The sequence below is a fragment of the Streptomyces sp. NPDC034085 genome, from assembly GCF_055575555.1.
In genome coordinates this window covers 70,479-92,630 of the sequence record NZ_JBVISL010000010.1, presented here as the reverse complement: position 1 = coordinate 92,630, position 22,152 = coordinate 70,479, and the positions used below count along the sequence as shown (strand labels likewise).

General features: G+C 72.8%; 22 protein-coding genes. 13 read left to right on the top strand and 9 right to left on the bottom strand.

Translation table 11 applies throughout. The features are described 5' to 3' along the window. Positions 1-42: 42 nt before the first annotated feature. From ACZ501_RS28555 to ACZ501_RS28540, 4 genes are all read left to right on the top strand, one after another. A complete protein-coding gene (locus ACZ501_RS28555) occupies positions 43-1,446 on the top strand; it encodes a carboxylate--amine ligase (protein WP_468799335.1) in 1,404 nt (467 codons plus the stop codon). Positions 1,447-1,479: 33 nt separating this feature from the next. Continuing rightward, positions 1,480-2,766: an NAD(P)-binding domain-containing protein gene (locus ACZ501_RS28550; protein WP_468799333.1), complete on the top strand. Its 1,287-nt coding sequence runs from the start codon at positions 1,480-1,482 to the stop codon at positions 2,764-2,766. A 391-nt stretch (positions 2,767-3,157) separates the two neighbouring features. After that, the gene (locus ACZ501_RS28545; protein ID WP_468799459.1) at positions 3,158-5,245 is read left to right on the top strand and encodes a SpoIIE family protein phosphatase; all 2,088 of its coding nucleotides are present in this window, start codon (positions 3,158-3,160) and stop codon (positions 5,243-5,245) included. Between the two features lie 113 nt (positions 5,246-5,358). Next, the gene (locus ACZ501_RS28540; protein WP_361597488.1) at positions 5,359-5,550 is read left to right on the top strand and encodes a hypothetical protein; all 192 of its coding nucleotides are present in this window, start codon (positions 5,359-5,361) and stop codon (positions 5,548-5,550) included. A 151-nt stretch (positions 5,551-5,701) separates the two neighbouring features. On the opposite strand, the gene ACZ501_RS28535 is transcribed toward ACZ501_RS28540, so the two are convergent. Continuing rightward, positions 5,702-6,148 (bottom strand): DUF6299 family protein, encoded by a 447-nt coding sequence (locus ACZ501_RS28535; RefSeq protein WP_468799331.1) that lies wholly within the window; start codon positions 6,146-6,148, stop codon positions 5,702-5,704. 169 nt (positions 6,149-6,317) lie between these two features. On the opposite strand from ACZ501_RS28535, the gene ACZ501_RS28530 reads away from it, so the two are divergent. Together ACZ501_RS28530 and ACZ501_RS28525 are read left to right on the top strand one after the other, a co-directional pair. Further along, the gene (locus ACZ501_RS28530; RefSeq protein WP_361597482.1) at positions 6,318-6,947 is read left to right on the top strand and encodes a DUF4352 domain-containing protein; all 630 of its coding nucleotides are present in this window, start codon (positions 6,318-6,320) and stop codon (positions 6,945-6,947) included. A 56-nt stretch (positions 6,948-7,003) separates the two neighbouring features. Next, positions 7,004-7,498, top strand: a complete 495-nt coding sequence (locus tag ACZ501_RS28525; RefSeq protein WP_361597479.1) for a DUF5949 family protein — start codon at positions 7,004-7,006, stop codon at positions 7,496-7,498. Positions 7,499-7,693: 195 nt separating this feature from the next. Here the strand turns inward: ACZ501_RS28525 and ACZ501_RS28520 are convergent, their stop codons facing one another. Beyond that, the gene (locus ACZ501_RS28520) at positions 7,694-8,983 is read right to left on the bottom strand and encodes a cytochrome P450 (RefSeq protein WP_468799329.1); all 1,290 of its coding nucleotides are present in this window, start codon (positions 8,981-8,983) and stop codon (positions 7,694-7,696) included. Positions 8,984-9,059: 76 nt separating this feature from the next. Further along, complete coding sequence (locus ACZ501_RS28515) at positions 9,060-10,232, bottom strand: low temperature requirement protein A (RefSeq protein ID WP_361597473.1); 1,173 nt, start codon at positions 10,230-10,232, stop codon at positions 9,060-9,062. Positions 10,233-10,560: 328 nt separating this feature from the next. Between ACZ501_RS28515 and ACZ501_RS28510 the strand changes: the two genes are divergently transcribed. From ACZ501_RS28510 to ACZ501_RS28480, 7 genes are all read left to right on the top strand, one after another. Next, positions 10,561-11,655 (top strand): MFS transporter, encoded by a 1,095-nt coding sequence (locus tag ACZ501_RS28510; RefSeq protein ID WP_468799327.1) that lies wholly within the window; start codon positions 10,561-10,563, stop codon positions 11,653-11,655. Continuing rightward, positions 11,652-13,982 (top strand): molybdopterin oxidoreductase family protein, encoded by a 2,331-nt coding sequence (locus ACZ501_RS28505; protein WP_468799325.1) that lies wholly within the window; start codon positions 11,652-11,654, stop codon positions 13,980-13,982. Before ACZ501_RS28510 ends, ACZ501_RS28505 begins: the two co-directional genes overlap by 4 nt. 7 nt (positions 13,983-13,989) lie before the next feature. Then, the gene (locus ACZ501_RS28500; RefSeq protein ID WP_362463114.1) at positions 13,990-14,589 is read left to right on the top strand and encodes a 4Fe-4S dicluster domain-containing protein; all 600 of its coding nucleotides are present in this window, start codon (positions 13,990-13,992) and stop codon (positions 14,587-14,589) included. Next, positions 14,586-15,245 carry a QcrA and Rieske domain-containing protein gene (locus ACZ501_RS28495; RefSeq protein WP_468799323.1) on the top strand — a complete coding sequence of 220 codons (660 nt, stop codon included), beginning with the start codon at positions 14,586-14,588 and terminating at the stop codon, positions 15,243-15,245. The genes ACZ501_RS28500 and ACZ501_RS28495 overlap by 4 nt, the downstream gene beginning before the upstream one ends. Then, on the top strand, positions 15,242-15,610 hold the full coding sequence (locus tag ACZ501_RS28490; RefSeq protein WP_468799321.1) for a hypothetical protein: 369 nt from the start codon (positions 15,242-15,244) through the stop codon (positions 15,608-15,610). Before ACZ501_RS28495 ends, ACZ501_RS28490 begins: the two co-directional genes overlap by 4 nt. 2 nt (positions 15,611-15,612) lie before the next feature. Continuing rightward, positions 15,613-17,046, top strand: coding sequence for a NarK family nitrate/nitrite MFS transporter (locus ACZ501_RS28485; RefSeq protein ID WP_468799319.1), 1,434 nt, complete (start codon positions 15,613-15,615; stop codon positions 17,044-17,046). 61 nt (positions 17,047-17,107) lie between these two features. Then, positions 17,108-17,335 carry a hypothetical protein gene (locus tag ACZ501_RS28480; RefSeq protein WP_468799317.1) on the top strand — a complete coding sequence of 76 codons (228 nt, stop codon included), beginning with the start codon at positions 17,108-17,110 and terminating at the stop codon, positions 17,333-17,335. A 13-nt stretch (positions 17,336-17,348) separates the two neighbouring features. Here the strand turns inward: ACZ501_RS28480 and mscL are convergent, their stop codons facing one another. The 6 genes from mscL to ACZ501_RS28450 all read right to left on the bottom strand — a co-directional run bounded on the left by mscL (position 17,349) and on the right by ACZ501_RS28450 (position 21,997). Then, positions 17,349-17,858: a large conductance mechanosensitive channel protein MscL gene (mscL, locus tag ACZ501_RS28475; protein ID WP_361597452.1), complete on the bottom strand. Its 510-nt coding sequence runs from the start codon at positions 17,856-17,858 to the stop codon at positions 17,349-17,351. A gap of 123 nt (positions 17,859-17,981) precedes the next feature. Next, positions 17,982-18,539 (bottom strand): hypothetical protein, encoded by a 558-nt coding sequence (locus tag ACZ501_RS28470; protein WP_361597449.1) that lies wholly within the window; start codon positions 18,537-18,539, stop codon positions 17,982-17,984. Positions 18,540-18,677: 138 nt separating this feature from the next. Further along, positions 18,678-19,235 (bottom strand): carboxymuconolactone decarboxylase family protein, encoded by a 558-nt coding sequence (locus ACZ501_RS28465; RefSeq protein ID WP_468799315.1) that lies wholly within the window; start codon positions 19,233-19,235, stop codon positions 18,678-18,680. Positions 19,236-19,398: 163 nt separating this feature from the next. Continuing rightward, complete coding sequence (locus tag ACZ501_RS28460; protein ID WP_468799313.1) at positions 19,399-20,232, bottom strand: S-methyl-5'-thioadenosine phosphorylase; 834 nt, start codon at positions 20,230-20,232, stop codon at positions 19,399-19,401. An 87-nt stretch (positions 20,233-20,319) separates the two neighbouring features. Then, positions 20,320-20,619 carry an FmdB family zinc ribbon protein gene (locus tag ACZ501_RS28455; protein ID WP_468799311.1) on the bottom strand — a complete coding sequence of 100 codons (300 nt, stop codon included), beginning with the start codon at positions 20,617-20,619 and terminating at the stop codon, positions 20,320-20,322. 67 nt (positions 20,620-20,686) lie between these two features. Beyond that, positions 20,687-21,997 carry an MFS transporter gene (locus ACZ501_RS28450; RefSeq protein WP_468799309.1) on the bottom strand — a complete coding sequence of 437 codons (1,311 nt, stop codon included), beginning with the start codon at positions 21,995-21,997 and terminating at the stop codon, positions 20,687-20,689. Positions 21,998-22,152: the final 155 nt, after the last annotated feature.

Sequence of the window (22,152 nt, the reverse complement as noted above, 5' to 3'; positions counted from 1 at the left end):
ATCCTCTCCGCTTGGTCCGACTAGGTGAAAGACCCCGTTCCCATGTACGCGTTCGACGGCCATGTGCCCGCTGTTCTGCTCAGACTCGATCGCAATCCGTTCCACCACGGAACCCTCGGCGCCGTCAGATCCCTGGGGCGCAGGGGCGTGGAGGTCCATGCCGTCGTCGAAGCCGGGGGAGGTCCCGTGGGGCGTTCGCGCTATCTGCGTGCCGTGCACGCCGGTCCGGCGGGCGGGCTGGATCCCGAGGCGCCCGAGGCGCTGCTGGAATGCCTGGTCGGGGTGTCGGAGCGGATCGGGCGGCCGGCGGTGCTCGTGGCCATGGACGACCTGAGCGCCATCGCGCTGGCGCGGATGGCACCGGTGCTGACGGACCGTTTCCGGATGCCCCATCAGCCCGAGGGTCTGCCCGCCCGCGTGGCGGACAAGGCGGAACTGGCACGGCTCTGCGCCCGCTGGGACGTCCCGCACCCGCAGACGGTGGTGCCGGCGAGCGGCGGCGAGGCGGCGCGGGCCGCCTGGCGGCTCGGGCTGCCGGTGGTGGCGAAGTGGAGCCGGCCGTGGCTGCTGCCCGCGGGCGCCGGGCTGCGGAGCACCACGCTGGTGGACACCGCCGCCGGGGCGCGGCGGTTGTACGAGCGCTCCGCCGAGGCGGGGAGCCGGCTGCTGCTCCAGCGGTTCCTGCCCGCCGGACCCGACACGGACTGGTTCTTCCACGGGGCGTTCGGCCGGGGCGGGCGTCCGCTGCTGGCCGGGTCGGGCCGCAAGGAGCTGTCCTGGCCGGTGCGGACGGGGCTGACGGCCGTCGGCCGCTGGCTGCCGGACCCGGCGGTGGAGGAAGCGGGGCTGCGGCTCGCCGAACGGCTCGGCTACCAGGGCATCCTGGACCTCGACTTCCGCCGGGACGAGCGCGGGACCGTCCGCCTGGTGGACTTCAACCCGCGCCCCGGCGCGCAGTTCCGGCTGTTCGCCGACGACGCGGGGCTGGACGTGGTCCAGGCGCTGTACCTGGACCTGACGGGCCAGCGGGTACCGGCGCCCTCGGGCGGCCCCGGCCGGGTCTTCGTGGCGGAGAACTACGCGCTGCTGGCCGCCGTACGGGGACGCACGCTGCCCCGCCGCGCCGCGGCGGCCCCCGCCCCCGCCGCCGGCCCGGGGCGGGCGCTGCCGCGCGGGGAGCGGGGGCGGGTGGAGACGGCCTGGTTCGCGCCCGACGACCCGTGGCCGTTCCTGGCGATGCTCGGCGCCCTCCTCGGGCGCGGCCTGGACAAGGGCGCCCGCGCCCTGCGGGGTGTTCCCGCGCAGGGGCGGCGCAGGGCCCGCGCGGTGCGGGCCCCGCACCGGCGCGGCGGCGAACGGCCCCGCACGCGGCCGCAGTCCGCAGCGCCGGGCCGCCAGGCTCCGCCGGAGGCACCGGCGGAGCCGGACGAGCTGGTGATCCGGTGACGATCCGGTGCTGAGCCGGTGGGAGGAGTGGCCGTGAGGCGGACGGACGATCTCGTGGTGGTCGGCGCCGGTCCGTACGGGCTGTCGATCGCCGCGCACGCGGCGGCGGCCGGGCTCGGCGTGCGGATCCTGGGCCGGCCCATGGCGTCCTGGCGGGACCACATGCCCGAGGGCATGTACCTCAAGTCGGAGCCGTGGTCCTCCAACCTCTCCGCGCCCGACGGCCGCTACACCCTGGCCGACTACTGCGCCACCCGCGGCCTGAGGGCCGAGCACGGCGACCCGCTGCCGATCGGCACCTTCAGCGCGTACGGGCTCTGGTTCGCCCGGCATGCCGGCCTGCCCGAGGTGGAGGAGCGCACCGTCACCGAGGTCACCCCGCAGGGCGACGGCTTCCTGGTCCGCACTGCCGACGGGCCGCCGCTGCTCGCCCGTACGGTGGCCCTGGCCGTCGGGGTGATGCCCTTCACGCACTGCCCGGCGGCGCTGCGCGAGCTGCCCCCGACCCACTACTCGCACAGCAGCGGCCACCGCGACCTGTCCCGCTTCGCCGGGCGCGAGGTGGCCGTCCTGGGCGCGGGACAGGCCGCGCTGGAGACGGCGGCGCTGCTCGCCGAGTCGGGGGCCCGGCCGTGCCTGGTGGCCCGGCGGTCCCGGCTGAACTGGAACACCGTCCCGCAGCCCCTGGAGCGGCCGCTGCGGCGCGCCCTGCGCGACCCGCACAGCGGTCTGGGCACCGGATGGCGCAGCTGGGCGTGGTCGGAGCTGCCGTGGGCGGTGCGGCGGCTGCCCGCGCCGACGCGGGAGCGGATCGCCGCCACCGCGCTGGGGCCCGCCGGGGCGTGGTGGCTGCGGGACCGCTTCGAGCGGCGGGTGCCCGCGCTCATGGGGCACCGGCTGCACCGGGCGGTGGCGGTGGGCGGCCGGACCCGGCTCGGGCTGACCACGGCCGCCGGGGAGTCCGTCGTACTGGACACCGCGCACGTGATCGCGGCGACCGGGTTCACCGCCCGCCTGGACCGGCTGCAACTGCTCGACGCCCGGCTGCGGGCCGCGCTGGCCACCGTGGGCGGCAGCGGCACGCCGGAACTGAGCCCGGGCTTCGAATCCTCCTGGCCGGGGCTGTTCTTCGCGGGGCTGCTGACGGCTCCCTCATTCGGACCTTCCATGCGATTCGTGCACGGTGCGGGGTTCACGGCGGGGAGACTGGTGAAGGGAGTCCGCAGCCGCCTCGGCGCGCGGGGTCCGCTGCCGGGTACCTCCGGCGGTGTCCGGCCGGTCCGGGCCGCCGCCGGGCGTCCCGAGACGTATCTACGCTGAGATCCACCTGAGAGGGGTCCGCGATGGACGCGGAGCGAGCACAGGGAGGCCGTGGCTGGGTGCGCATCCCCGCCAGCCGCGGGGAGCAGCCCCCGGCGCAGGCGGCGGCCACGGGCACACCGCCCCGGACGGCGCCGGGGACACCGCCGCCGTGGACGCCGGCGGGCGCACCGCAGCGGACTGCGGGCACGCAGCCCCGGGCGGCGGCCGGCACACCGTACGGGTCGTGGTCCTCCGGTCCTTTCGGCTCCGGCGACCAGCCCTCGATCTACCTCTCCCTGGTCAAGCGCTGGCAGGAGGCCGGACGCACCCTTCCGGGGCATCCTGACGAGGAGTGGGAGCGGCTCATCTCCCAGCCGTGCTGGCCAGGCCGTTAGGTGGTGTGTCTCTCGTGGCAGCGGCGGAGCGCGACGAACCGGACCAGGGCACTCCTGGCCTCGTGACGGGCCCGGCGGAGCGGCTCGCGCTCAACGGCATGGGCAGCTTCGAATGGAACCTCGACAGCGGTGCCCTCGTCCTGGACGAGGCCGGCTTGGCCGTCTTCGACCTGGAGGCGGCCGAGTTCGACGACACCCCCGAAGGCCTCGGCCTGCGCATCCCGGCCGATGACGCGGCCCGGCTCTCGGACACCGTGACCGGCGTGCTGGAGGGCGGCGGGGCGACGTACGGCTCGTACTTCACGGTCCGCCGGCGCGACGGCCGCGACCAGTGGACCCACACCACCGGCCGGGTGCTGCGCGACGCGGGCGGCCGGCCCCTGCGCATCGTCGGGATCGTCCGGGACGCGACGGCCGAACTTGCCCACGCGACGGTGCTGCGCAGGCTGGAGAGCGCCCGCGTCCAGCAGGCCGCCATCGTGCAACGCACCACGGAGGCCCTGTCGCGGGCGGTGACCGTCGACGACGTGACGGCCGCCCTGACCGGCGCGGGCGCACTGGAGCGGCTCGGCGCGGACGGGCTGGCGCTGGGACTGGTCGAGAACGGCGCCATCAAGATCATCGCGTTGAGCGGGGAGACCCTCGAAATCCTCAGCGAACGCAAGTTCACCCGCCTGGACGGCTCGCTGCCGCTCTCCCAGGCCGTCCTCACCAGGAAGGCACGTTTCGTCACCTCGCTGACCGACCTGGCCGGCGAGTTCCCGCTCCTCGCCGACTACCTGCGCCGCATCCGCTACGACGCCGCCGCCTACCTCCCCCTGATCGCCCAGGCCAAGGCCATCGGCGGCCTCGTCCTCTTCTACCGCCGGCGCAACGACTTCAGCCCGGAGGAGCGCAACCTGTGCCTGGGCCTCGCGGGCATCGTCGCCCAGTCCCTCCAGCGGGCCCTCCTCTTCGACCAGGAACGGGAGTTCGCCACCGGCCTCCAGGCCGCCATGCTGCCCCGCCGCATCCCCGAGATCAGCGGAGCGGAGATCGCCGTCCGCTACCACTCCGCGTGGAGCGGGCGCGAGGTCGGCGGCGACTGGTACGACGTCATCGCGCTGCCCCGCGACCGGGTCGGCATCGTCGTGGGCGACGTACAGGGCCACGACACGCACGCGGCGGCCATCATGGGCCAGCTGCGCATCGCGCTGCGCGCCTACGCGGGCGAGGGGCACCCGCCGTCCACCGTGCTCGCGCGGGCCTCGCGCTTCCTCGCGGAACTCGACACCGAGCGCTTCGCCACCTGCATGTACGCACAGGTCGACCTGGAGACCGGAGGCGTACGGGCCGTCCGCGCGGGCCACCTCGGCCCGCTGATCCGGCACACGGACGGGCGTACCGGCTGGCCCAACGTACGGGGCGGCCTGCCGCTCGGCCTGGCGTCCGTCTTCGAACAGGAGGACTTCCCCGAGACCCGCCTCGACCTGGTGCCCGGCGAGACGCTCGTGCTGTGCACGGACGGGCTCGTGGAGGAACCGGGCACCGCCATCACCGACGGCATGGAGGCCCTGGCCCACGCCGTCCGCAGCGGCCCCCAGGGCGCCGGAGCCCTCGCCGACCACCTCTCCGACCGGCTCTGGGAGCGCTGGGGCTCCGGCGACGACGTGGCGCTGCTGGTGCTGCGCCGGGCCCCGGACCCGGGCACGCACCGGGCGCCGCGCATCCACCAGTACGTCCACCAGGCCGACCCGGAGGGCCTGTCGGAGGCCCGCTACGCGCTGCGGCAGGCCCTGCGCGACTGGGGCATGGCCGAACTGGCCGACGACGTCGAGCTGGCGGCGGGGGAGCTGCTGGTCAACGCCCTGCTGCACACCGACGGCGGGGCGGTGCTGACCATGGAGGTGCTGCCGGAGCCGGTGCGGCGGATCCGGCTGTGGGTCAAGGACCGCTCCAGCGTGTGGCCGCGCCGGCGCACCCCGGGGGAGGCCGCCACCACGGGGCGCGGGCTGCTGCTGGTGGACGCGCTGGCCGTGCACTGGGGGGTGGAGTCGCGGGGCGACGGGAAGGCCGTCTGGTGCGAGTTCGACGCCGGCGGCAGCGCGCGCGGCACCGGGTGACGCGCTCCGGTTGTGGGGTGCGGGGGGCGGGGTGATGATGCGGCCATGGAACGGATGCTGGCTCTGCGGGAGCTGCCCCTCTCCCCGGGCGCCCCGCTGCTTCAGGGGGTACCGTGCGCCGCTTGACCGGGGGCGCGGTCGCGGTCGCCGCCGTGGCGGTGCTGGTGGTGGTGCCGGCGCTGCTGCTGCCGGCGGCCGGGGACCGGGCGGTGGTCGACTGGACGACGGGGCGCCCGCACACGGACCCCGGGTGCCAGCGGGTCGCGTTCATGTCGATGACGGGCGTCGCGCCGGAGTGCCGCTGACGGAGGCGGCCGCGTGCGGGTGGTGGCTGCCGCGTGACGGCCGGGGGTCGGGGCCGGCTGCGGTGGTCCGGGGCCGGGGCCGGCGGCCGCCGGGTCCCGGCCCGAGTGCCGGTGGGGGCGGCTGCCGGACCTGCCGGGTGGACCACGCGGGTCACCGCTGCCCGGTCACCTCGACCACGTCGATGTCCTTCGCGTCCTGCGCGACGGTGTCCACGGCGCGCGGCATCAGACCCGCGAAGTGGATCTCCTGGAGTTCGGCCACGGCCCTGGCGCGGCCCGGCCGGATGCCCCCGGTGAGCGGGCTGCGGGCCACCCAGGAGTGTTCGGCGCCGTCACAGACGACCTGGCCGGCGCCGATGCTCAGCCGGGAGGCGTCCTGCACGACGGTGGCCTTGATCTGAACCGCCCCCGAGGGTGACGCGGTCTCGCAGTGGTAGGTGCCGGAAAGGGTGACGGAGCCGTCCTCGGCGAGGTGCGCTCCGGACCGCAGGGAAATCGCCTGATGGAAAACGGTGGCGTGGGCGGGAGTGGTGAACAGGGCCGTCGCGGCCAGGGCGGAGAAGGCCCCGAGGGCCATTCGGCGGGCGGGCGTGCGCATTGTTCCTCCAGGTGGGTGCGGTGGCGGGATTCCGACGGAACGCATTGTGCTGGCAATTGGCGGGCGACTCGTCCCGCGCGCCCGTGTCGGTGAGTGCAATTCCCCGCTCGGGCGCGTGAGACTGGCGGGAGTCGCTCCCCGCCCCGAAGATCCCCGAAGGGGTTCCCGTATGCGTCAGCCCCGTCCGCGCGCCTCCGTCCTGGCGTCCGCCCTGCTGCCCGCTCTGCTGCCCGTCCTGCTGTTCACGGCCACCGCCTGCCAGAGCGCCCCGGAGGGGGCCGCGCTCGCCCCCGCCGCGGTGCCCGCCGTCCCGGTGGACGACGGGGCGGCCGGCGCCGACGAGGATCCCGCCGGGCAGGACCGGGCGGCGCTGCCGGGCACCGACAAGGACGCCCATGTGGGTGACTCCGTACGGGTACGGGGGCACGAGGTGGGGCGTCACCTCCAGGTGGTGCTGGGCGCGTTCGTGGACCCGGCGGTCAGCGTCGAGCCGAACTTCGGGCCGGCCGCCGGGACGCGCTGGGTGGCCGCCTCCATGTCGTTCGTCAACGTCGGCGGCGCCTCGTACGGGCCACTCGGGCGCATGTGGGCGTACGACGGCGCGGGCAAGCGCCACCCGGTGGTGCGCACCGGAGAACTGACGACCGGCAAACCGCTCGTCTTCGATTCCCTCGCGGTCGGTGAGCGGGCCGAAGGATGGGTCGTGTTCGAAATTCCGGAAAACCAGAAGATCGTGCGGCTCCAGTACCAGGACGCGAACATGCAGGCGAATTCCGGAGGGGGATTCTGGTCGGTCTAGCCCGCCCGGGTGAAAGGCCGTGAAAGGGCCGGGCGCGGGCGCACTAAGGTGCGCGCATGACTTCTACGCAAGCCGAAATCGACCGGACCCAGCTCGGCACCCTTTCCGTGCTCGCTTGGATCGGCGACCCCGACGAGGGCCACGACATCCCGTACCTGCTCGCCTACACGCTCGGTGACGGCCCGCAGGGCCGGGAGGCGGGCGAGGCGGCCGCGCGCGGGCTGCTGGAGGAGATGGGCCTGCCCATCGGCGACGTGGTCATGGACGGAACCATGAACCCGCAGAAGTTCGACGTGAAGGTCCTCCTCGCCGACAACCAGATCGCGCTGACCATGCCCGGACTGAACGCCACCTGCACGGCGCCGGACGAGTGGGTCGCGGCGGCGAACGAGAGCGGGCAGGCGTACTTCCTGTTCGCGACGCGCGCCTGGCCCGAGGCCGTCCCCGGCAAGCCGGTGAGCGCGGAGCTCCTCCAGGCCTTCGCCGGTGACGAGGAGGTGCTGACGAGCAGCGCCCACTGCGTCGTCACGGTGCAGAGCCTGCAGCGCTAGGCGGACGCCCCCCAGGGGGTGTCCGCACAGTAGCGCCGGCCGCCCGCAGGGCAGGCGGGACTTTGCGGGCACCCCCCTGGCACCGGCCCCCTTACGCGGCAGCCGCCGCCGCGCCTGCGGTGGCCGCCGTGCCCCGGCCGCCGGGCTTCCAGCCTGCCCGGCGGCCGGTCCCCTCCCCACCGCCGCGGCCGGCCGTCAGGGGCGTTCGAAGGCGAACCGCAGGGAACGGACCCGGTTGTCGAAGTTGGACCCCGCCAGATCGGGCAGCCCCACCGCGCGCAGGCCCACCGGCCGGGTGAGCAGCTCCCGGAACAGGGCCTTCATCTCCACCCGCGCCAGGTGCGCGCCCAGGCAGTAGTGGGGTCCGCCGCCGCCGAAACCCAGGTGCGGGTTGGGGGAGCGGGTGATGTCGAAGGCGTCCGGGTCGGGGAAGACCGCCTCGTCGCGGTTGGCGGAGGCGTAGTAGAGCACCACCTTGTCCCCCGGACGGAACAGGCGCCCGCCCAGCGCGTGTTCGGTGGTGACCGTCCGGCGGAACTGGATGATCGGCGTCGAGTGCCGGATCATCTCGTCCACCGCGCCGTCCGCGTACTTCTCGAAGTCCGAGAGCAGCAGGTCCCGTTGCTCGGGAAAGTCGGTCAGCAGGGTCAGCCCGTGGCTGATCGCGTTGCGGGTGGTCTCCACGCCCGCCACCATCAGCAGGCTGAAGAACGCGCCCAGCTGGCGGGCGCCGAGCGCCTGCCCGTCCACGTTCGCGCACACCAGGGCCGAGATCAGGTCGTCGGCCGGGTTCCTGCGGCGCTCCCGCCCGATGCCCGCGACCATCCGCTGCATCCGGGCCAGCGCCCGCAGCCCGCGCCCGGGCATCCGCAGCCGGGCCGCCAGGCCGCGCTCCACACCGATGTTCTCGGAGGCGTGGTTGACCCGGTCGGCGATCTCCGCGCGGTAGTGCTCCGGGATCCCCATCATGTTGCAGATGACCTCCAGGGGCAGCCGGGAGGACACCGCCGAGACGAACTCCTCGGGGTGCTCGGCGAGGACGTCGTCCACGATCCGGGCCGCGACCGCGTGGATGTCCGCCTCCGCCGCCGCCAGCAGCCGCGGCGTGAACGCCCGCTGCACGATCTTCCGCAGCTGCGCGTGGTCCGGGCCGTCCAGGTTGACCATGGAATCCCCGAACAGCGCCCGCACCCAGCGGGCCGGCTCCGGCGTCGTCACCCCGGGCGCGCTCGCGAACACCCTGGGCAGGCGGCTCGCCTCCTGCACGTCCGCGTGGCGTACGAGGGCCCAGTGGCCGCCGCCCTCGGGGACGAACACCGGGGCGTCCAGCGCCCGCAGCCGGCCGAACGCCGCGAGACGCTGGTCGGGGGGCCGCTGCCAGAAGCCCGGCTCGGCCAGCTCCGCGCCGGGGCCGGGGCCGGGGCTGTCACCGTCGCCGTCCGTGTCGTCCGATCCGGTGCCGTGCCGTTGTGGGGGGAGTGTCATGGGGGCTGTCCCTTCCTGTCGCCGTTTCGCTGAGCTGCTGAACGGGTTCGGGGGCGCGGGAGTGACGGGCGCGGGCTCAGGCTTCGGCCCCGGCGCGGGCGGGATGCCCGCCGCGCACGGCGAGGGTCGTGCCGGCCGCCACGGTGGCCGTCGCCACCAGCCCCGCGTAGAGGACCGCGTACGAGCCCGCCCAGGTGCAGGCGAGGAGTGCCAGGGAGGCGAGCGGCAGCACCATCTGCTGTGCGGCGCCCCGCTTGAAGTGGCGGGAGTGCAGCAGCCACACCATCAGCAGGAACAGCGCCGCCGGGACCGTCACCGCGGCGTTCGCGGCGAGCTGCGAGATGTGCGCCTTGCCCACCGCGTGCTCCACGGCGACCTCGATGCCCGCGCCGATCGCCGCACCCGAGGCGAAGATCAGCAGATGCCCGTAACCCCACGGGATCGCCTCCCGGTTGGAGGTCAGCCGCTCGTGCATCGGCACCGCGAAGTAGATCCACCAGGCGGCGAAGACGATCAGCAGCCCGCCCGCGGCGATGGGCAGCAGCTCACCCAGCGCCTCGTGCTCGTCGAGGGCCGACTTCACCGCGACCGTGCTCGCCGCGATGGTCTCGCCCAGCACGATGATGGTGAACAGCCCGTACCGCTCCACGATGTGGTGCGCGTGCCAGGGCGTCTGGTGCCCGCGCTCGGCCAGCACCGGCACCGACAGCTCGGCCACGACCAGCACCACGAACAGCCACTGCTTCGACCCGTCCGGGGCGAACAGCAGCCCGACCCAGCCCGCCTGACAGATCACCAGGCCCGCCGCGTACTTCAGCGCCGCCGCACGCGCCTCACCGCTCTCCCCGGCCGCCGCGCGCAGCCACTGCGCCGTCAGCGCCACCCGCATGATCAGGTAGCCGATGACGGCCACCGTCCAGTCGCTCGCGTCGAACGCCCGGCTCACCCCGGCCGCGTAGACGAGGACGCCCGCGATCTGCACCAGCGTCGCGATCCGGTACGGCACGTCGTCGCAGTCGTAGGCGGAGGCGAACCACGTGAAGTTCATCCAGGCCCACCACACGCCGAAGAACACGAAGGCGTAGCCGATCACCCCGGTCCCCGGATGGCCCTCCGCCAGCGCGTGCACCAGCCGTGCCCCCGCCTGGGCGATCGCGACGACGAAGCAGAGGTCGAAGAACAGCTCCAGCGAGGTCGCCGTCCGGTGGCCCTCGTCACGGCTGCGGGCGGTCATCGGTACGTACGTCATACCGCCCAGCACACCAGGGCCCGGCCGACCGGCCCGCGAGGCGCGCGGCCCGCGGCACCCGGGTAGCCCGGGCGGACTCGCACTGCCGCCCCACCGCCCCGGCCCGACCAGGGGGCACGCGGCCGACAACCGGGACCTCTCCCCGCCCGCGGACGCCACCCCAGGCCTCCACGACACCCCGACGCCCACCGTCGGGCAGGCGGCCGACGCAGGCGGTCTTCGCGGCGCACGGGCTGCACGCCGTATGACCCGGCCAGCCCACCCGTTCGGACCAGCCGCAAGCGGTGCATAAAGGGCTGAATCGGCCTAGACCACCTAGCGTGGGGCTGTGTCCGAGCCCGCAGAAGTACTCGCCGCAGCCCCACCCCCCGGGCCGACCGAGACCCCGCCACCGGCCGGGCGGTCCGTCACCGCCCGGGCCACCGCGGCCGGCACCGCCGTCTCCCTCCTGCTCATCGCCGCGATCGTGCTGGGCAGCCGCCTGCTGCGGGACTTCGACTCCGCCCTGCTGCCGTACGCCGTCGCCACCGTCTTCCTGGCCTTCGGCGTCGCCTACCGGTACACGACGTGGGTCTCCGCACCCGGCGCGCGCCGCCTCTTCACCAAGGGCTTCGGCAGCTTCCTCTCGGCCGCCAACTTCAAGAAGGCACCCACCGCCCTGCCGAGGATGGCCGCCACCTACCTCGGCTTCCAGAAGTTCCTCGGAGCCCGCTCACGCGCCCGCTGGGCCGCGCACCAGCTCATCTTCTGGGGATGCCTGCTGGCCGCCGCCATCACCTTCCCGCTGACCTGGGGCTGGTTCACCTTCACCTCCGCCAGCGGCTCCGGCCCCGGCTACGAGATGCGGATCTGGGGCTTCAAGATCCTCGGCTTCGACTCGCTCGACGCCGTGGGCTGGCTGATGTTCCACGGCCTGGACATCGCCGCAGTCCTCGTCATCCCCGGAGCGTCGTACTTCCTGTGGCGCCGGATGAAGGACCGCGGCGCCATCACCGGCCAGCGCTTCGCCTACGACCTGCTCCCGCTGATCTGCCTCATCGTGATCTCGGTGACGGGGCTGCTGCTCACCTTCTCGTCGATCTTCCTGCACGGCGACGGCTACGAGTTCCTGGCGATCCTGCACATGGTGTCGGTGGTCTTCACCCTCATCTACATCCCCTTCGGGAAGTTCTTCCACATCGTCCAGCGGCCGGCGGCGGTCGGCATGCAGCTCTTCAAGTACACCGCCCGCCAGGACGAGGAGATCTTCGCCTGCAAGCGCTGCGGCGAACCCATCGACACCACCCCGTACGTGCAGAACCTGCGCGGCACCATGCAGGACCTGCGACTCGACTTCGACGCCTTCGCCGAATACTGCCCCCGCTGCAAGCGGGTCCTGCGCGGCAACGCCTACCTGACCCAGGTCAAGAAGGGCTTCAAGTGACCGCGACGGACCCCGCCAAGCCCGCGCCCCGACCCCTGCCCCTGCCCCTCGACCCGGCCGTCGCCCCGCCCGGCACCCGCACCTTCCGCGACGCCGGCGGCATCCCCGCCGACCGGTGGCACGCCGACCAGAACAGCGAGACCCTCGTCCCCACCCACTGCTGCTTCTGCGGCGTGCAGTGCGGGATGTACCTGCGGGTCGACAGGGCAGGGAAGGTCTTCGGCGTCGAACCGCGCAACCACGACATCAACCGCATGCGGCTGTGCCCCAAGGGCATCAACGCCTACCAGCAGGTGAACCACCCCGACCGGCTCACCTCACCCTTGCTGCGCCGCTCCCGCGACGAGGAGTTCAAGGAGGCCTCCTGGGACGAGGCCCTGGACTTCACCGTCTCCGAGATCCGGCGCATCCAGAGCACCCACGGCAATGACGCCGTCGGACTGCTCGGCGGCGCCAGCCTGTTCTCCGAGAAGACGTACCTCGTCGGCAAGTTCGGCCGGGTCGCGCTAAAAACCAGACACGTCGACTACAACGGCCGCCTGTGCATGGTCAGCGCGGCCGGCGCCAACAAGCTCGCCTTCGGCATCGACCGCGCAGCCAGCCCCTTCGCCGACATCCTCCTCACCGACTGCCTGCTGATCGCCGGGTCGAACGTGGGGGAGTGCTTCCCGGTGATGACCCAGTACCTCTGGGGCGCCCGCGACCGGGGAGCGTCACTGATCGTCGTCGACCCGCGCGAGACGGCCGTCGCCCGCACCGCCGACGTCCACGTCGCCCTCAAGCCGGGCACCGACTCGGCCTTCTTCAACGCGGTGCTGCACGTGATCGTCGCCGAGGGCCTGACCGACGAGGCGTACCTCGCCGCCCACACCACCGGCTGGGACGTGGTCAAGCAGACCGTCCAGGCCTACCCGCCCGCCCGGTCCGCGGAGATCTGTGGCATCCCCGCCGCACAGATCGTCCAGGTGGCCCGGATGTTCGGCGGCGCGGACAAGGCGATGGCCTTCCACGCGCGCGGGATCGAACACCACTCGCAGGGCGTCGAGAACTGCCTGTCCGTGATCAACCTGTGCGTCGCCACCGGAAACCTCGGCAGACCCGGAGCCGGCTACGGCACCATCACCGGCCAGGGCAACGGCCAGGGCGGGCGCGAGCACGGCCAGAAAGCCGATCTCCTGCCCGGCGGCCGGTCCATCATGAACGAGGAGCACCGCCGCCAGATCTGCCGGATCTGGGGCATCGACGAAGCCGACCTCCCGCCCGCCGGCACCTCCATGATGGAGATGGTCTGGCAGATGCAGCGGCGCGAGATCCGCGGCCTGATCGGCATCTGCAACAACCCGTTCGTCTCCCTCCCCAACTACGGCGAGGTCAGGCTCAGCTACGACGCCCTCGAGTTCCACGCACAGTTCGACTTCTTCCTCTCCGAGACCGCGGCCAACGCGCACGTGGTCTTCCCCGTCACCGTCTGGGCGGAGGACGAGGGAGTCATGGCCAACACCGAGGCGCGCGTCGTCAAGCACAACAAGGCCCAGGAGCCCCCCGCCGGAGTGCGCACCGACACCTGGGTGATGTGCGAACTCGCCCGGCGCCTCGGGGCGGGCGACAAGTTCGACTTCGCCGGCTCGCGCGAGGTGTTCGAGGAACTGCGCGTCGCCTCCGCCGGGACCGTCAACGACTACTACGGCATCACCTACGACCGGCTCGAGACGACCGGCGGCATCGCCTGGCCCTGCCCCTCCACCGAACACCCCGGCACCCCGCGGCTGTTCGAGAACGGCCGGACGTACCACCCCGACGGCAAGATCCACATGCAGGCCGTGGAATGGCATCCGCCCATGGACGCCTACAGCGACGAGTTCCCCCTGTCCCTCACCACCGGCCGCACCGTCGCGCACTTCCTGTCCGGCAACCAGACCCGCCGCCTGGGCGCCCTCGTCGAACAGACCCCGCGCCCCTGGGTCGAGGTCCACCCCTCCCACGGCTTCCGCGACGGAGACCCCGTCAGGGTGGTCACCCGCCGCGGCAGTGCAGTTTTCCCGGCCCTGGTCACGGAGGCCATCAGGCCCGACACCGTCTTCATCCCCTACCACTGGCCCGTCCCGACGGCCGCGAACGCCCTCACCATCGACGCCCTCGACCCCCGCTCGAAGATCCCCGAGTACAAGGTCTGCGCCGCGCGGATCGAGGCGGCCGAGCGGATCGACGAGGTGCCCGCGCCGCCCACGGCCCCCGGCCGCGAGGCCTACCCGGAGACCCAGATCTCCCGCACCGACCCCCTGCCGCCCACGGCCCCGCAGGGCCGCGGCACGGCGGAGAGGAGCTGACGCCGCCATGATGGGCCGCACGATCTTCATCGACCCCGGCCGCTGCATCGGCTGCCAGGCCTGCGTCTCCGCCTGCCGCGAATGCGACTCGCACCGCGGCAAGTCGATGATCCACCTGGACTACACCGACGCCGGCCGGTCCGTCGCCTCCCTGCCCACCGTCTGCATGCACTGCGAGGACCCCGTGGCGCCCTGCGCCGAGGTCTGCCCCGCCGACGCCATCCTGGTCACCGCCGACGGCGTGGTCCAGCAAGCCGACACCACCCGCTGCATCGGCTGCGCCAACTGCGTCAACGCCTGCCCCTTCGGCGTCCCGAAGATCGACCTCCAGGCGAAGCTCCAGATGAAGTGCAACCTCTGCTACGACCGCACCGCCTACGGCCTGGCCCCCATGTGCGCCACGGTCTGCCCGACCGGTGCCCTTTTCTACGGAACCCTCGAAGAACTCCAGGCCGAACGCCCCGGCGTCCAGGTCGCAGACTCCTTCGCCTTCGGCGATGTGGTCGTCTCCACCGGCGTCGCCATGGTCGTCCCCGCGGACAAGGTGCAGTGGCCCGTCCCCGGCGGCCTGCCCGTCGTGGAAGTGAACGGGGTGGATGTCCGATGAGCGTGACCCAGCAGCCCGCACCCGGGTCCGCACCGGGCCCGGACGCCGGCCGTGACGCCGCCGCCGAGCAGCTGCGCGACCGGATCAGCGCCGACTCCCTCACCACCCGGCGCGACTACCTGCGGATCGTGGCGACCGTCTCCGGCGGACTGGCCATCGGCGGAGTCGGCGTCGCCTCCGGCATCCTCCACCGGCACGGGGACAGCGAGACGCTGCCCGAGGCGAAGAAGGTCACCGACCAGCTCGCACCGGGTGAGTCCGTGGCCTTCCGGTTCCCCGGTGCGGAAGACCGCGCCCTCGCCGTCCGCCTCGGCGACGGCAGCCTCGTCGGCTACTCCGCCGTCTGCACCCACCTGGCCTGCGCCGTGCTGTGGCGCGAGGACCGCGGCCCCGAAGGGGAGCTGTACTGCCCCTGCCACGAAGGCGTCTTCGACGCCCGCACCGGCGAAGTGACCGCGGGCCCGCCACCCCGACCGCTCCCGAGGATCTTCCTGACCGAACAGGCCGACGGCAGCGTCTGGGCCATCGCCACCGCCCGCTCCGGCGAGCCCGCCAAGGAAGCCCTGTGCCGGCAGTTCGGCGACTCCCACCCCGCGATGGCGCAGCGGCTCGACTGCCCCGGAGCGGCCCGCGCCGAAGAAAGCGGACGCACATGAGCGACGCGCAGCTTCCTCCCCGCCCCGCCTACCACCCGGGGAGCGCCCAGCCCCGGCTGAACCGGCCGGTCCACGAGCGGTACCCGCAGATCCGCTCCACCAGCGGCTACGGCGACCCGCGCATCCGGCACACCGGCCCCGGCCCGGGAGCCGGCACCGAACAGGAACCCGAGCGCTCCTCCAAGCTCAACGCCCGGCTCACCCTCGCCCTCACGGTCGTGATCGGGCAGCTCTGGGCGCTGACCGTGACCGTCAACGAGTGGATGAAGGGCCACACCGCCACGGCCTGGTGGGGAGCGGGATTCCTGGTCCTGTCCTTCCTCGTCGTGATCGCCCTGTGGCTCCTTGACCCGAAGGACCGGTGACCATGTCCACACCCACACCCACGCCCACCCCGTCCGCGGTGCGCTCGCACCGCGCGGAGACCTACAAGCCCGGCGCTGTCATCGGTGACTGGCGTCCCGAGGACGAGAGCTTCTGGCAGGCCACCGGCCGCCGGGTCGCGCAGCGCAACCTCTGGATCTCCATCCCGGCGCTGATGCTCGGCTTCGTGGTGTGGCAGGTCTGGTCGGTCACCGTCGTCAAACTGAACGACGTCGGCTTCGGCTTCTCCAAGTCGCAGCTGTTCTGGCTGACCGCCATTCCGGGCATCACCGGCGGCACCTTCCGCATCCTGTACACCTTCATCGGCCCGATGTCGGGCGAGCGGAAGTTCACCGCCTTCAGCACGATCATCCTGGTCGGGCCGATGCTGTGGCTCGGCTTCGCGCTCCAGGACACGGGCACCCCGTACTGGGAGCTGGTGCTCATCGCGGCCGCCTGCGGCATCGGCGGCGCCAACTTCGCCTCCTCGATGGCCAACATCGGCTTCTTCTTCCCCAAGAGGGAGAAGGGCAGTGCCAACGGCCTCAACGGCGGCCTCGGCAACCTCGGCGTGAGCGTGGTCCAACTCGTCGCCCCGCTGGTGGTCACCGCCGCCGTGCTGGGCGCCCCGGCGGGCGGCCCGCAGCACGACGCGAAGGAGAACACGGACATCTGGCTCCAGAACGGCGCCTTCCTCTGGGTGCCGCTGCTGGTGATCATGTCGCTGCTCGCCTGGTTCCTGATGAACGACCTCAAGGTCGCCGCGGCCCCCTTCAGCCAGCAGAAGGTCATCTTCAAGCGCAAGCACAACTGGCTGATGACCTGGCTCTACGTCGGCACCTTCGGTTCCTTCATCGGGTTCGCCGCCGGCCTGCCGCTGCTGATCAAGAACAACTTCGAGACGCAGGGCTACCAGGCCACCACCTACGCCTGGATCGGCCCCTTCGTCGGCGCGCTCATGCGCTGGGCCGGAGGCTGGCTCTCCGACAGGATCGGCGGCGCGAAGGTGACCATGCTGTCCTTCGTCGGCATGGCGGTGGCTCTGGTGGTCGTGATCTTCGCGCTGCCCACCAGCGGCGACCTGGGCAGCTTCTGGACCTTCTTCTCCGGCTTCCTGGCGGCCTTCGCCTTCTCCGGCCTGGGCAACGGCTCCACCTTCCGGCAGATCCCGGTGATCTTCCGGGATCAGCACATGCGCCAGGCGGAGGGCCAAGGCCCCCAGGCGCAGGCGGCCGCGCTCAAGCAGTCGGAGATGGAGGCGGGCGCCGTCACCGGTTTCTCCTCCGCCATCGCCGCCTACGGGTTCTTCTTCATCCCGGCGATGTTCGCCGCCATGGCGGTCACCCACGCGCTGTGGATGTTCATCGGCTTCTACGCGACGTGCCTCGCCGTCTGCTGGTGGTTCTACGCCCGCAAGGGCGCGGAGGCTCCCAGCTGACCGGAGCCGCGGCAGGGACCGGGACCGGGGCCGGACCCGGGGGCGGCCGTACCCTTGAGGCATGAGCACCGCCCCCGCCTCCGCCCCGCAGTCCCCGGACCCCGAAGCCGGGGCGAAGCCCGAGAAGCCCGAGGCGAAGCCGAAGCCCAGGCCGAAGCTCGTCTTCGACGACCCGCTGGACCAGCAGTCCTCGGACGACACCGACCGCGGCTGGGGCGAGCGGCCCGCCGGAGGCGGCGCGGCCGACCTGGCCCGCTTCCTCGACGAGAAGCCCCCGCACCACATCTGAGCGTCCGCGGCCGTCAGAACGCGTCGCGTGCCCCCGGCGCGCTCGCCGCCGGGGCGCTCTCGCCGTTCCCGCTCCGCTGGGCGATCAGGACGTCGCGGATGTCCTTGAGCACCTCCAGCTCGGTGATCACCATGGTTTCCTGCACGCCCTCCCTGGCCTTGCGGCGCGCCTCCACCCTGGCCAGGTACTTCGCCATCGGCAGGACCATCAGGAAGTACACGACCGCCGCGGTGATCAGGAAGCTGAGCGTGGCGTTGAGGACGGAGCCCCACATGATGTTCACGCCGGTCGGCTCGCCCTTCGCGTCGACCCCACAGGGTGCCTTCAGACACGAGGTGTAGACATCCAGGTTCTTGGTGCCGATGGCGCCCACGAGCGGGCTGATGATCCCCTTGACGATCGAGTTCACGATGTTCGTGAACGCCGCGCCGATGACCACGGCCACCGCCAGGTCCACGACGTTTCCGCGCATCAGGAAGGCCTTGAAGCCCGCCAGGACGCTCTCCTTCTTCTTCTCGCTCACCACTGAGCCTTTCTGTGTGCCTGCTGTAGACGGAGCCAACGGTTCCGAAAGCTACGGCAGTCACGGCCCGGCGTGTCCAATTGGGACCCACGTGCGGGCTACTCGACTGGTATTCCGTGCGAATCAGCACAGTGTCACCGCCAGACGCGCCACGGCGCCCGCCCCCACGAGGGCGCGCGCCGTATCCCGGGGAACGGACAGGACCACCAGCGCCCCGGCGTCCCCCACCCCCGCCTCCACAGCGGGGACTTGGGTCACCCGGGCCCCTGCGGCCACCACCCGGGGCGCCCCCGTGCGCTCCGCCGCGACCACGTCGACCCGGTCCCCGGGGCGCAGCAGCCGCACCGTGCCGGCGTCCGCGATGCGTACGGGGGCCGAGACCATGCGTACCGCCGCGGGCGTCGGCTTCGTCTCCGGGGCGGGCGCCGTGCCGCGGGAGGCCTGCGCCTCCGTTCCGCCCACCGCCAGGGCGGCCGCCACCACGGCCAGGCCCGCCGAGGCGACCCGCCGTCGGCGGCGCACCGCGCGCCGCAGCCGGCCCCCGGCCCGGCCCACCCGCAGCGGCGGAAAGGCCGGTACGGGCCGCCCGGGAGGACACGTGGACGAGCAGACGGGCGAGGGAGAGCCGACAGGGGAGGGGGAATCGGGGGACGAGGGGGACGAGGGAGAGGTCCTGGACATGATGTGCACCGCCTGGCTGGTCGAGTTCCGGCGTCCGGGCCCACTGCCCGGACTCCCTCACGATCCGCCGCCGCGCCAGGCCCCGCTCCGGGCTGTGGACAATCCCCAGGCTGTGGACAACGCCGTCACCCCCAGGTGTCAGCGTCCCGAAGGAACCCGGCACGCCTCCGAGAAACCCTGGCTCGTCAGACCGAAGGCGCTGTTGACCCGTGAGCGCCAGTTCTCCAGCGCCACCATGGCGGTGAGCTCGACGAACGCGGCCTCACCGAGCCGGGCGATCAGCTCGGCGGCCAGCTCGTCGGTGACCGCCGGCTCGGTCTCGGTCATCGCCTCGGCGTACTCCATGACCAGCAGCTCCAGCTCGGTGAACACCTCACGGGACTCCCGCCACCGCGGCACCCGCTCGATCTTCGCGGCGGAGAGGCCCTTCTCGTGGCCCTCCCAGTAGCCGAAGTCCATGCACCACGAGCAGTTGATGCGTGCCGCCGAAGCCATCACCGCGAGGTGCTTGAGGCCGGCGTCGAGCGCGTTCCACTTCGCCGCCCGCTGCTCCATTCGGACGTACGAGAACAGCACGCGCGAGTTGTGCCCGTACGCCTGACCGGGGTCGAGGACCTTGCCGTAGGTGCGGCGGGAGTACCAGGCGCCGATGCGCATGAGCAGGGTGCGGGGCGGGCTGAGGGAGATGCGGGGCATGGCCGGCCTCTTCCGGTGCGGGGGTCCCGGTGACCCCTTCGCCATGAGGACATGACAGCCCCGCGGGATGTGACACCGCCCCGCACCGCCCGGGGCCGGACAGGCCCCGGACGCGAGGGCCGGCGTTCCACCGCACCCGGCATCCACCGGGCCTCAGCCGGCGCTACGGCAGTTCGATGCCCAGGTCCCAGCCGTCATGGGCGTGGGTGCACAGGCAGGCGCGCGCTTCGGTCGCCGGGAGGGCCGCCACCGCGTCGAAAAGCACCTCGCGCAGCCGGCCGACGTTCTCGCCGAACACCTTGAGGACCTCCGTGTGGGAGACGCCCTCGCCCGTCTCGGCGCCCGCGTCCAGGTCCGTGACCAGGGCCATCGAGGTGTAGCAGAGGCCCAGCTCGCGCGCGAGCACCGCCTCCGGGTGCCCGGTCATGCCGACCACCGACCAGCCGGCGGCCGCGTGCCACCGCGACTCCGCCCGCGTCGAGAACCGCGGCCCCTCCACGACGACCATGGTGCCGCCGTCCACCGGCTCCCACTGGCGCCCCCGCGCCGCCGCGAGCGCCACCGACCGGCCCACCGGGCAGTACGGGTCCGCGAAGGTGGTGTGCACGACGTTGGGGACGGTCCCGTCCGGGAGCGGCTCGCCGTCGAAGAAGGTCTGCACGCGGGACTTCGTACGGTCGACCAGCTGGTCCGGCACCAGCAGCGTGCCCGGCCCGTACTCCGCCCGCAGGCCACCGACCGCGCAGGGGCCCAGCACCTGGCGGACGCCGACCGAGCGCAGCGCCCACAGGTTGGCCCGGTAGTTGATCTTGTGGGGCGGCACGGTGTGTCTGCGCCCGTGCCGCGGCAGGAACGCCACCTGCCGTCCTGCCAGCTCACCCACGTACAGGGAGTCGCTCGGCGGCCCGTAGGGGGTCTCCACCTGGATCTCGGAGACGTCCTCCAGGAAGGAGTAGAAGCCCGACCCGCCGATTACACCGATCTCTGCGTTCACCATGGCCTCACCCTAACGGGGGACGCACAAGGCCCCGCCGCCCAAGAGGGCGAGCGGGGCCTTGCGGCAAGCGGGAGACGTACGTACGGGTCAGGCCGCGGAGGTGGAGCTGCTGCCCGTGCTCGAGGTCGCCGAGGAGGACGAAGCGGCAGGGGCCGCGGACGACGTCGACGTGGACGGCGGCTTCGTGGCAGGGGTGCTGCTCGACGAGGCGCCACGGCTGTCGTTCCGGTAGAAACCGGAGCCCTTGAACACGATGCCGACCGCGGAGAACACCTTCTTCAGGCGTCCGTCGCAGCTCGGGCACACGGTCAGTGCTTCGTCGGTGAACTTCTGCACGGCCTCAAGGCCCTCACCGCACTCGGTGCACTGGTACTGGTAGGTCGGCACGAATTTCCTCCTGGCACTCTCACTCAATGAGTGCTAACGACGCTCCATGGTGACGTATTCCGGCGGATCAGTCCACCGTCACAGGCGTGCGGTGACCGATCCCACGCTCGTTCGCCGCCTTGCGGGCGGTCGGAGCGGACGAGTTCACGATCCGGCTCGGGGCCTTCGGCGCCAGCTTCGCGCGCAGCGCCACCAGCGTCGCCAGGGCGAGAGCCGTGGCCGCCAGGGGCACCAGGAAGCCGTACGAGGACCCGTGCGCGTCCGTCAGCCGGCCGGCCAGGGTCACCGCGGCGGCCTGCCCGAAGGCGACCGCGCCGGTCAGCCAGGTGAAGGCCTCGGTCCGCGACGCGGCCGGGATCAGCTGCTCGATCATGGTGTAGCCGGTGATCAGCGCGGGGGCGATGCACAGGCCGACGACCAGGCCGAGGGCGCCCAGCAGGATCACGGAGTGCGCGGCCCACAGCACCGAGGCGGCGGCGGTGAGGCCGATGTAGCCCATGATCAGGCGGCGGCGCGGGCCGATCTTCCAGGCGACGGCGCCCATCGTGATGCCGGCGATCATGTTGCCGGCCGCGAAGATGCCGTACAGCAGGCCGTTGGCGCCCGGGTTGCCGATCTCGTTGGAGAAGGCGGCGAGCGAGACCTGCATGCCGCCGAAGACGGCGCCGATGCCGATGAAGGCGACGATCAGGACGCGCAGGCCGGCGAAGGACAGCGCGGACTGGTGCTTGCCGCCGGCCTCCGCAGGCGCGGCGACCTTCGGCTCCGTGGCGCGCTGCGCGGCGAAGAACAGTCCGCCGAGCAGGGTCAGGGCCGCCTCGGTGGCCAGACCGGCCGCCGGGTGGACGCCGGTGCACAGCGCGGTGGCGAGGACCGGGCCGACGACGAAGGTGAACTCGTCGGTGACGGACTCGAACGCGGCGGCCGTCGGCAGCAGCGGGGAGCCCTCCAGCTTGGCCGCCCAGCGGGACCGGACCATGGGGCCGACCTGCGGGACGGAGGCGCCGGCCGGGACGGCGGCCAGGGCGAGCGCCCACAGCGGGGCGCCGAGGAGTGCCAGCGCGGTCAGAGCGGAGACGGCGACGGCGTGCACGAGGACGGCCGGGACGAGGACGGCGCTCTGGCCGCGGCGGTCGGTGAGCTTGCCCATGACCGGAGCGAACAGGGCCATGGAGACGCCGGTGACGGCGGCGACGATCCCCGCGTCGCCGTAGGAGCCGGTGGCGTGCTGCACGAGCAGCAGGATGCTGATGGTCAGCATGCCGAACGGCAGGCGGGCGGCGAAGCCGGGGAGGACGAAGGTGAGGGCACCGGGCGTGCGCAGGAGCTGCCCGTAGCCGGGTCGGGCGGACGTGTCGGTCGTGACCGCGGATGTCACGGCCTGGCCTTTCCGCTGCCTGGTAGAGCGTCCCCGTCTGCGGACGGCGGGCCGCCTTGTGAGCGACCGCACCCGTACATGTGGGAGCCCCGAGAGCTGTCCTCTTGCGCAGAACCGAGTGATACCTGGGCGCCCCCTGCGAAAGGGTGCCACGG

Coding starts and splice junctions, on each gene's coding strand:
- ACZ501_RS28555 (WP_468799335.1), top strand. CDS start 43: ATGTACGCGTTCGACGGCCATGTGCCCGCTGTTCTGCTCAGACTCGAT.
- ACZ501_RS28535 (WP_468799331.1), bottom strand. CDS start 6,148: ATGCGCACGCCCGCCCGCCGAATGGCCCTCGGGGCCTTCTCCGCCCTG.
- ACZ501_RS28530 (WP_361597482.1), top strand. CDS start 6,318: ATGCGTCAGCCCCGTCCGCGCGCCTCCGTCCTGGCGTCCGCCCTGCTG.
- ACZ501_RS28525 (WP_361597479.1), top strand. CDS start 7,004: ATGACTTCTACGCAAGCCGAAATCGACCGGACCCAGCTCGGCACCCTT.
- ACZ501_RS28520 (WP_468799329.1), bottom strand. CDS start 8,983: ATGACACTCCCCCCACAACGGCACGGCACCGGATCGGACGACACGGAC.
- ACZ501_RS28515 (WP_361597473.1), bottom strand. CDS start 10,232: ATGACGTACGTACCGATGACCGCCCGCAGCCGTGACGAGGGCCACCGG.
- ACZ501_RS28500 (WP_362463114.1), top strand. CDS start 13,990: ATGATGGGCCGCACGATCTTCATCGACCCCGGCCGCTGCATCGGCTGC.
- ACZ501_RS28495 (WP_468799323.1), top strand. CDS start 14,586: ATGAGCGTGACCCAGCAGCCCGCACCCGGGTCCGCACCGGGCCCGGAC.
- ACZ501_RS28490 (WP_468799321.1), top strand. CDS start 15,242: ATGAGCGACGCGCAGCTTCCTCCCCGCCCCGCCTACCACCCGGGGAGC.
- ACZ501_RS28485 (WP_468799319.1), top strand. CDS start 15,613: ATGTCCACACCCACACCCACGCCCACCCCGTCCGCGGTGCGCTCGCAC.
- ACZ501_RS28480 (WP_468799317.1), top strand. CDS start 17,108: ATGAGCACCGCCCCCGCCTCCGCCCCGCAGTCCCCGGACCCCGAAGCC.
- ACZ501_RS28470 (WP_361597449.1), bottom strand. CDS start 18,539: ATGTCCAGGACCTCTCCCTCGTCCCCCTCGTCCCCCGATTCCCCCTCC.
- ACZ501_RS28465 (WP_468799315.1), bottom strand. CDS start 19,235: ATGCCCCGCATCTCCCTCAGCCCGCCCCGCACCCTGCTCATGCGCATC.
- ACZ501_RS28460 (WP_468799313.1), bottom strand. CDS start 20,232: ATGGTGAACGCAGAGATCGGTGTAATCGGCGGGTCGGGCTTCTACTCC.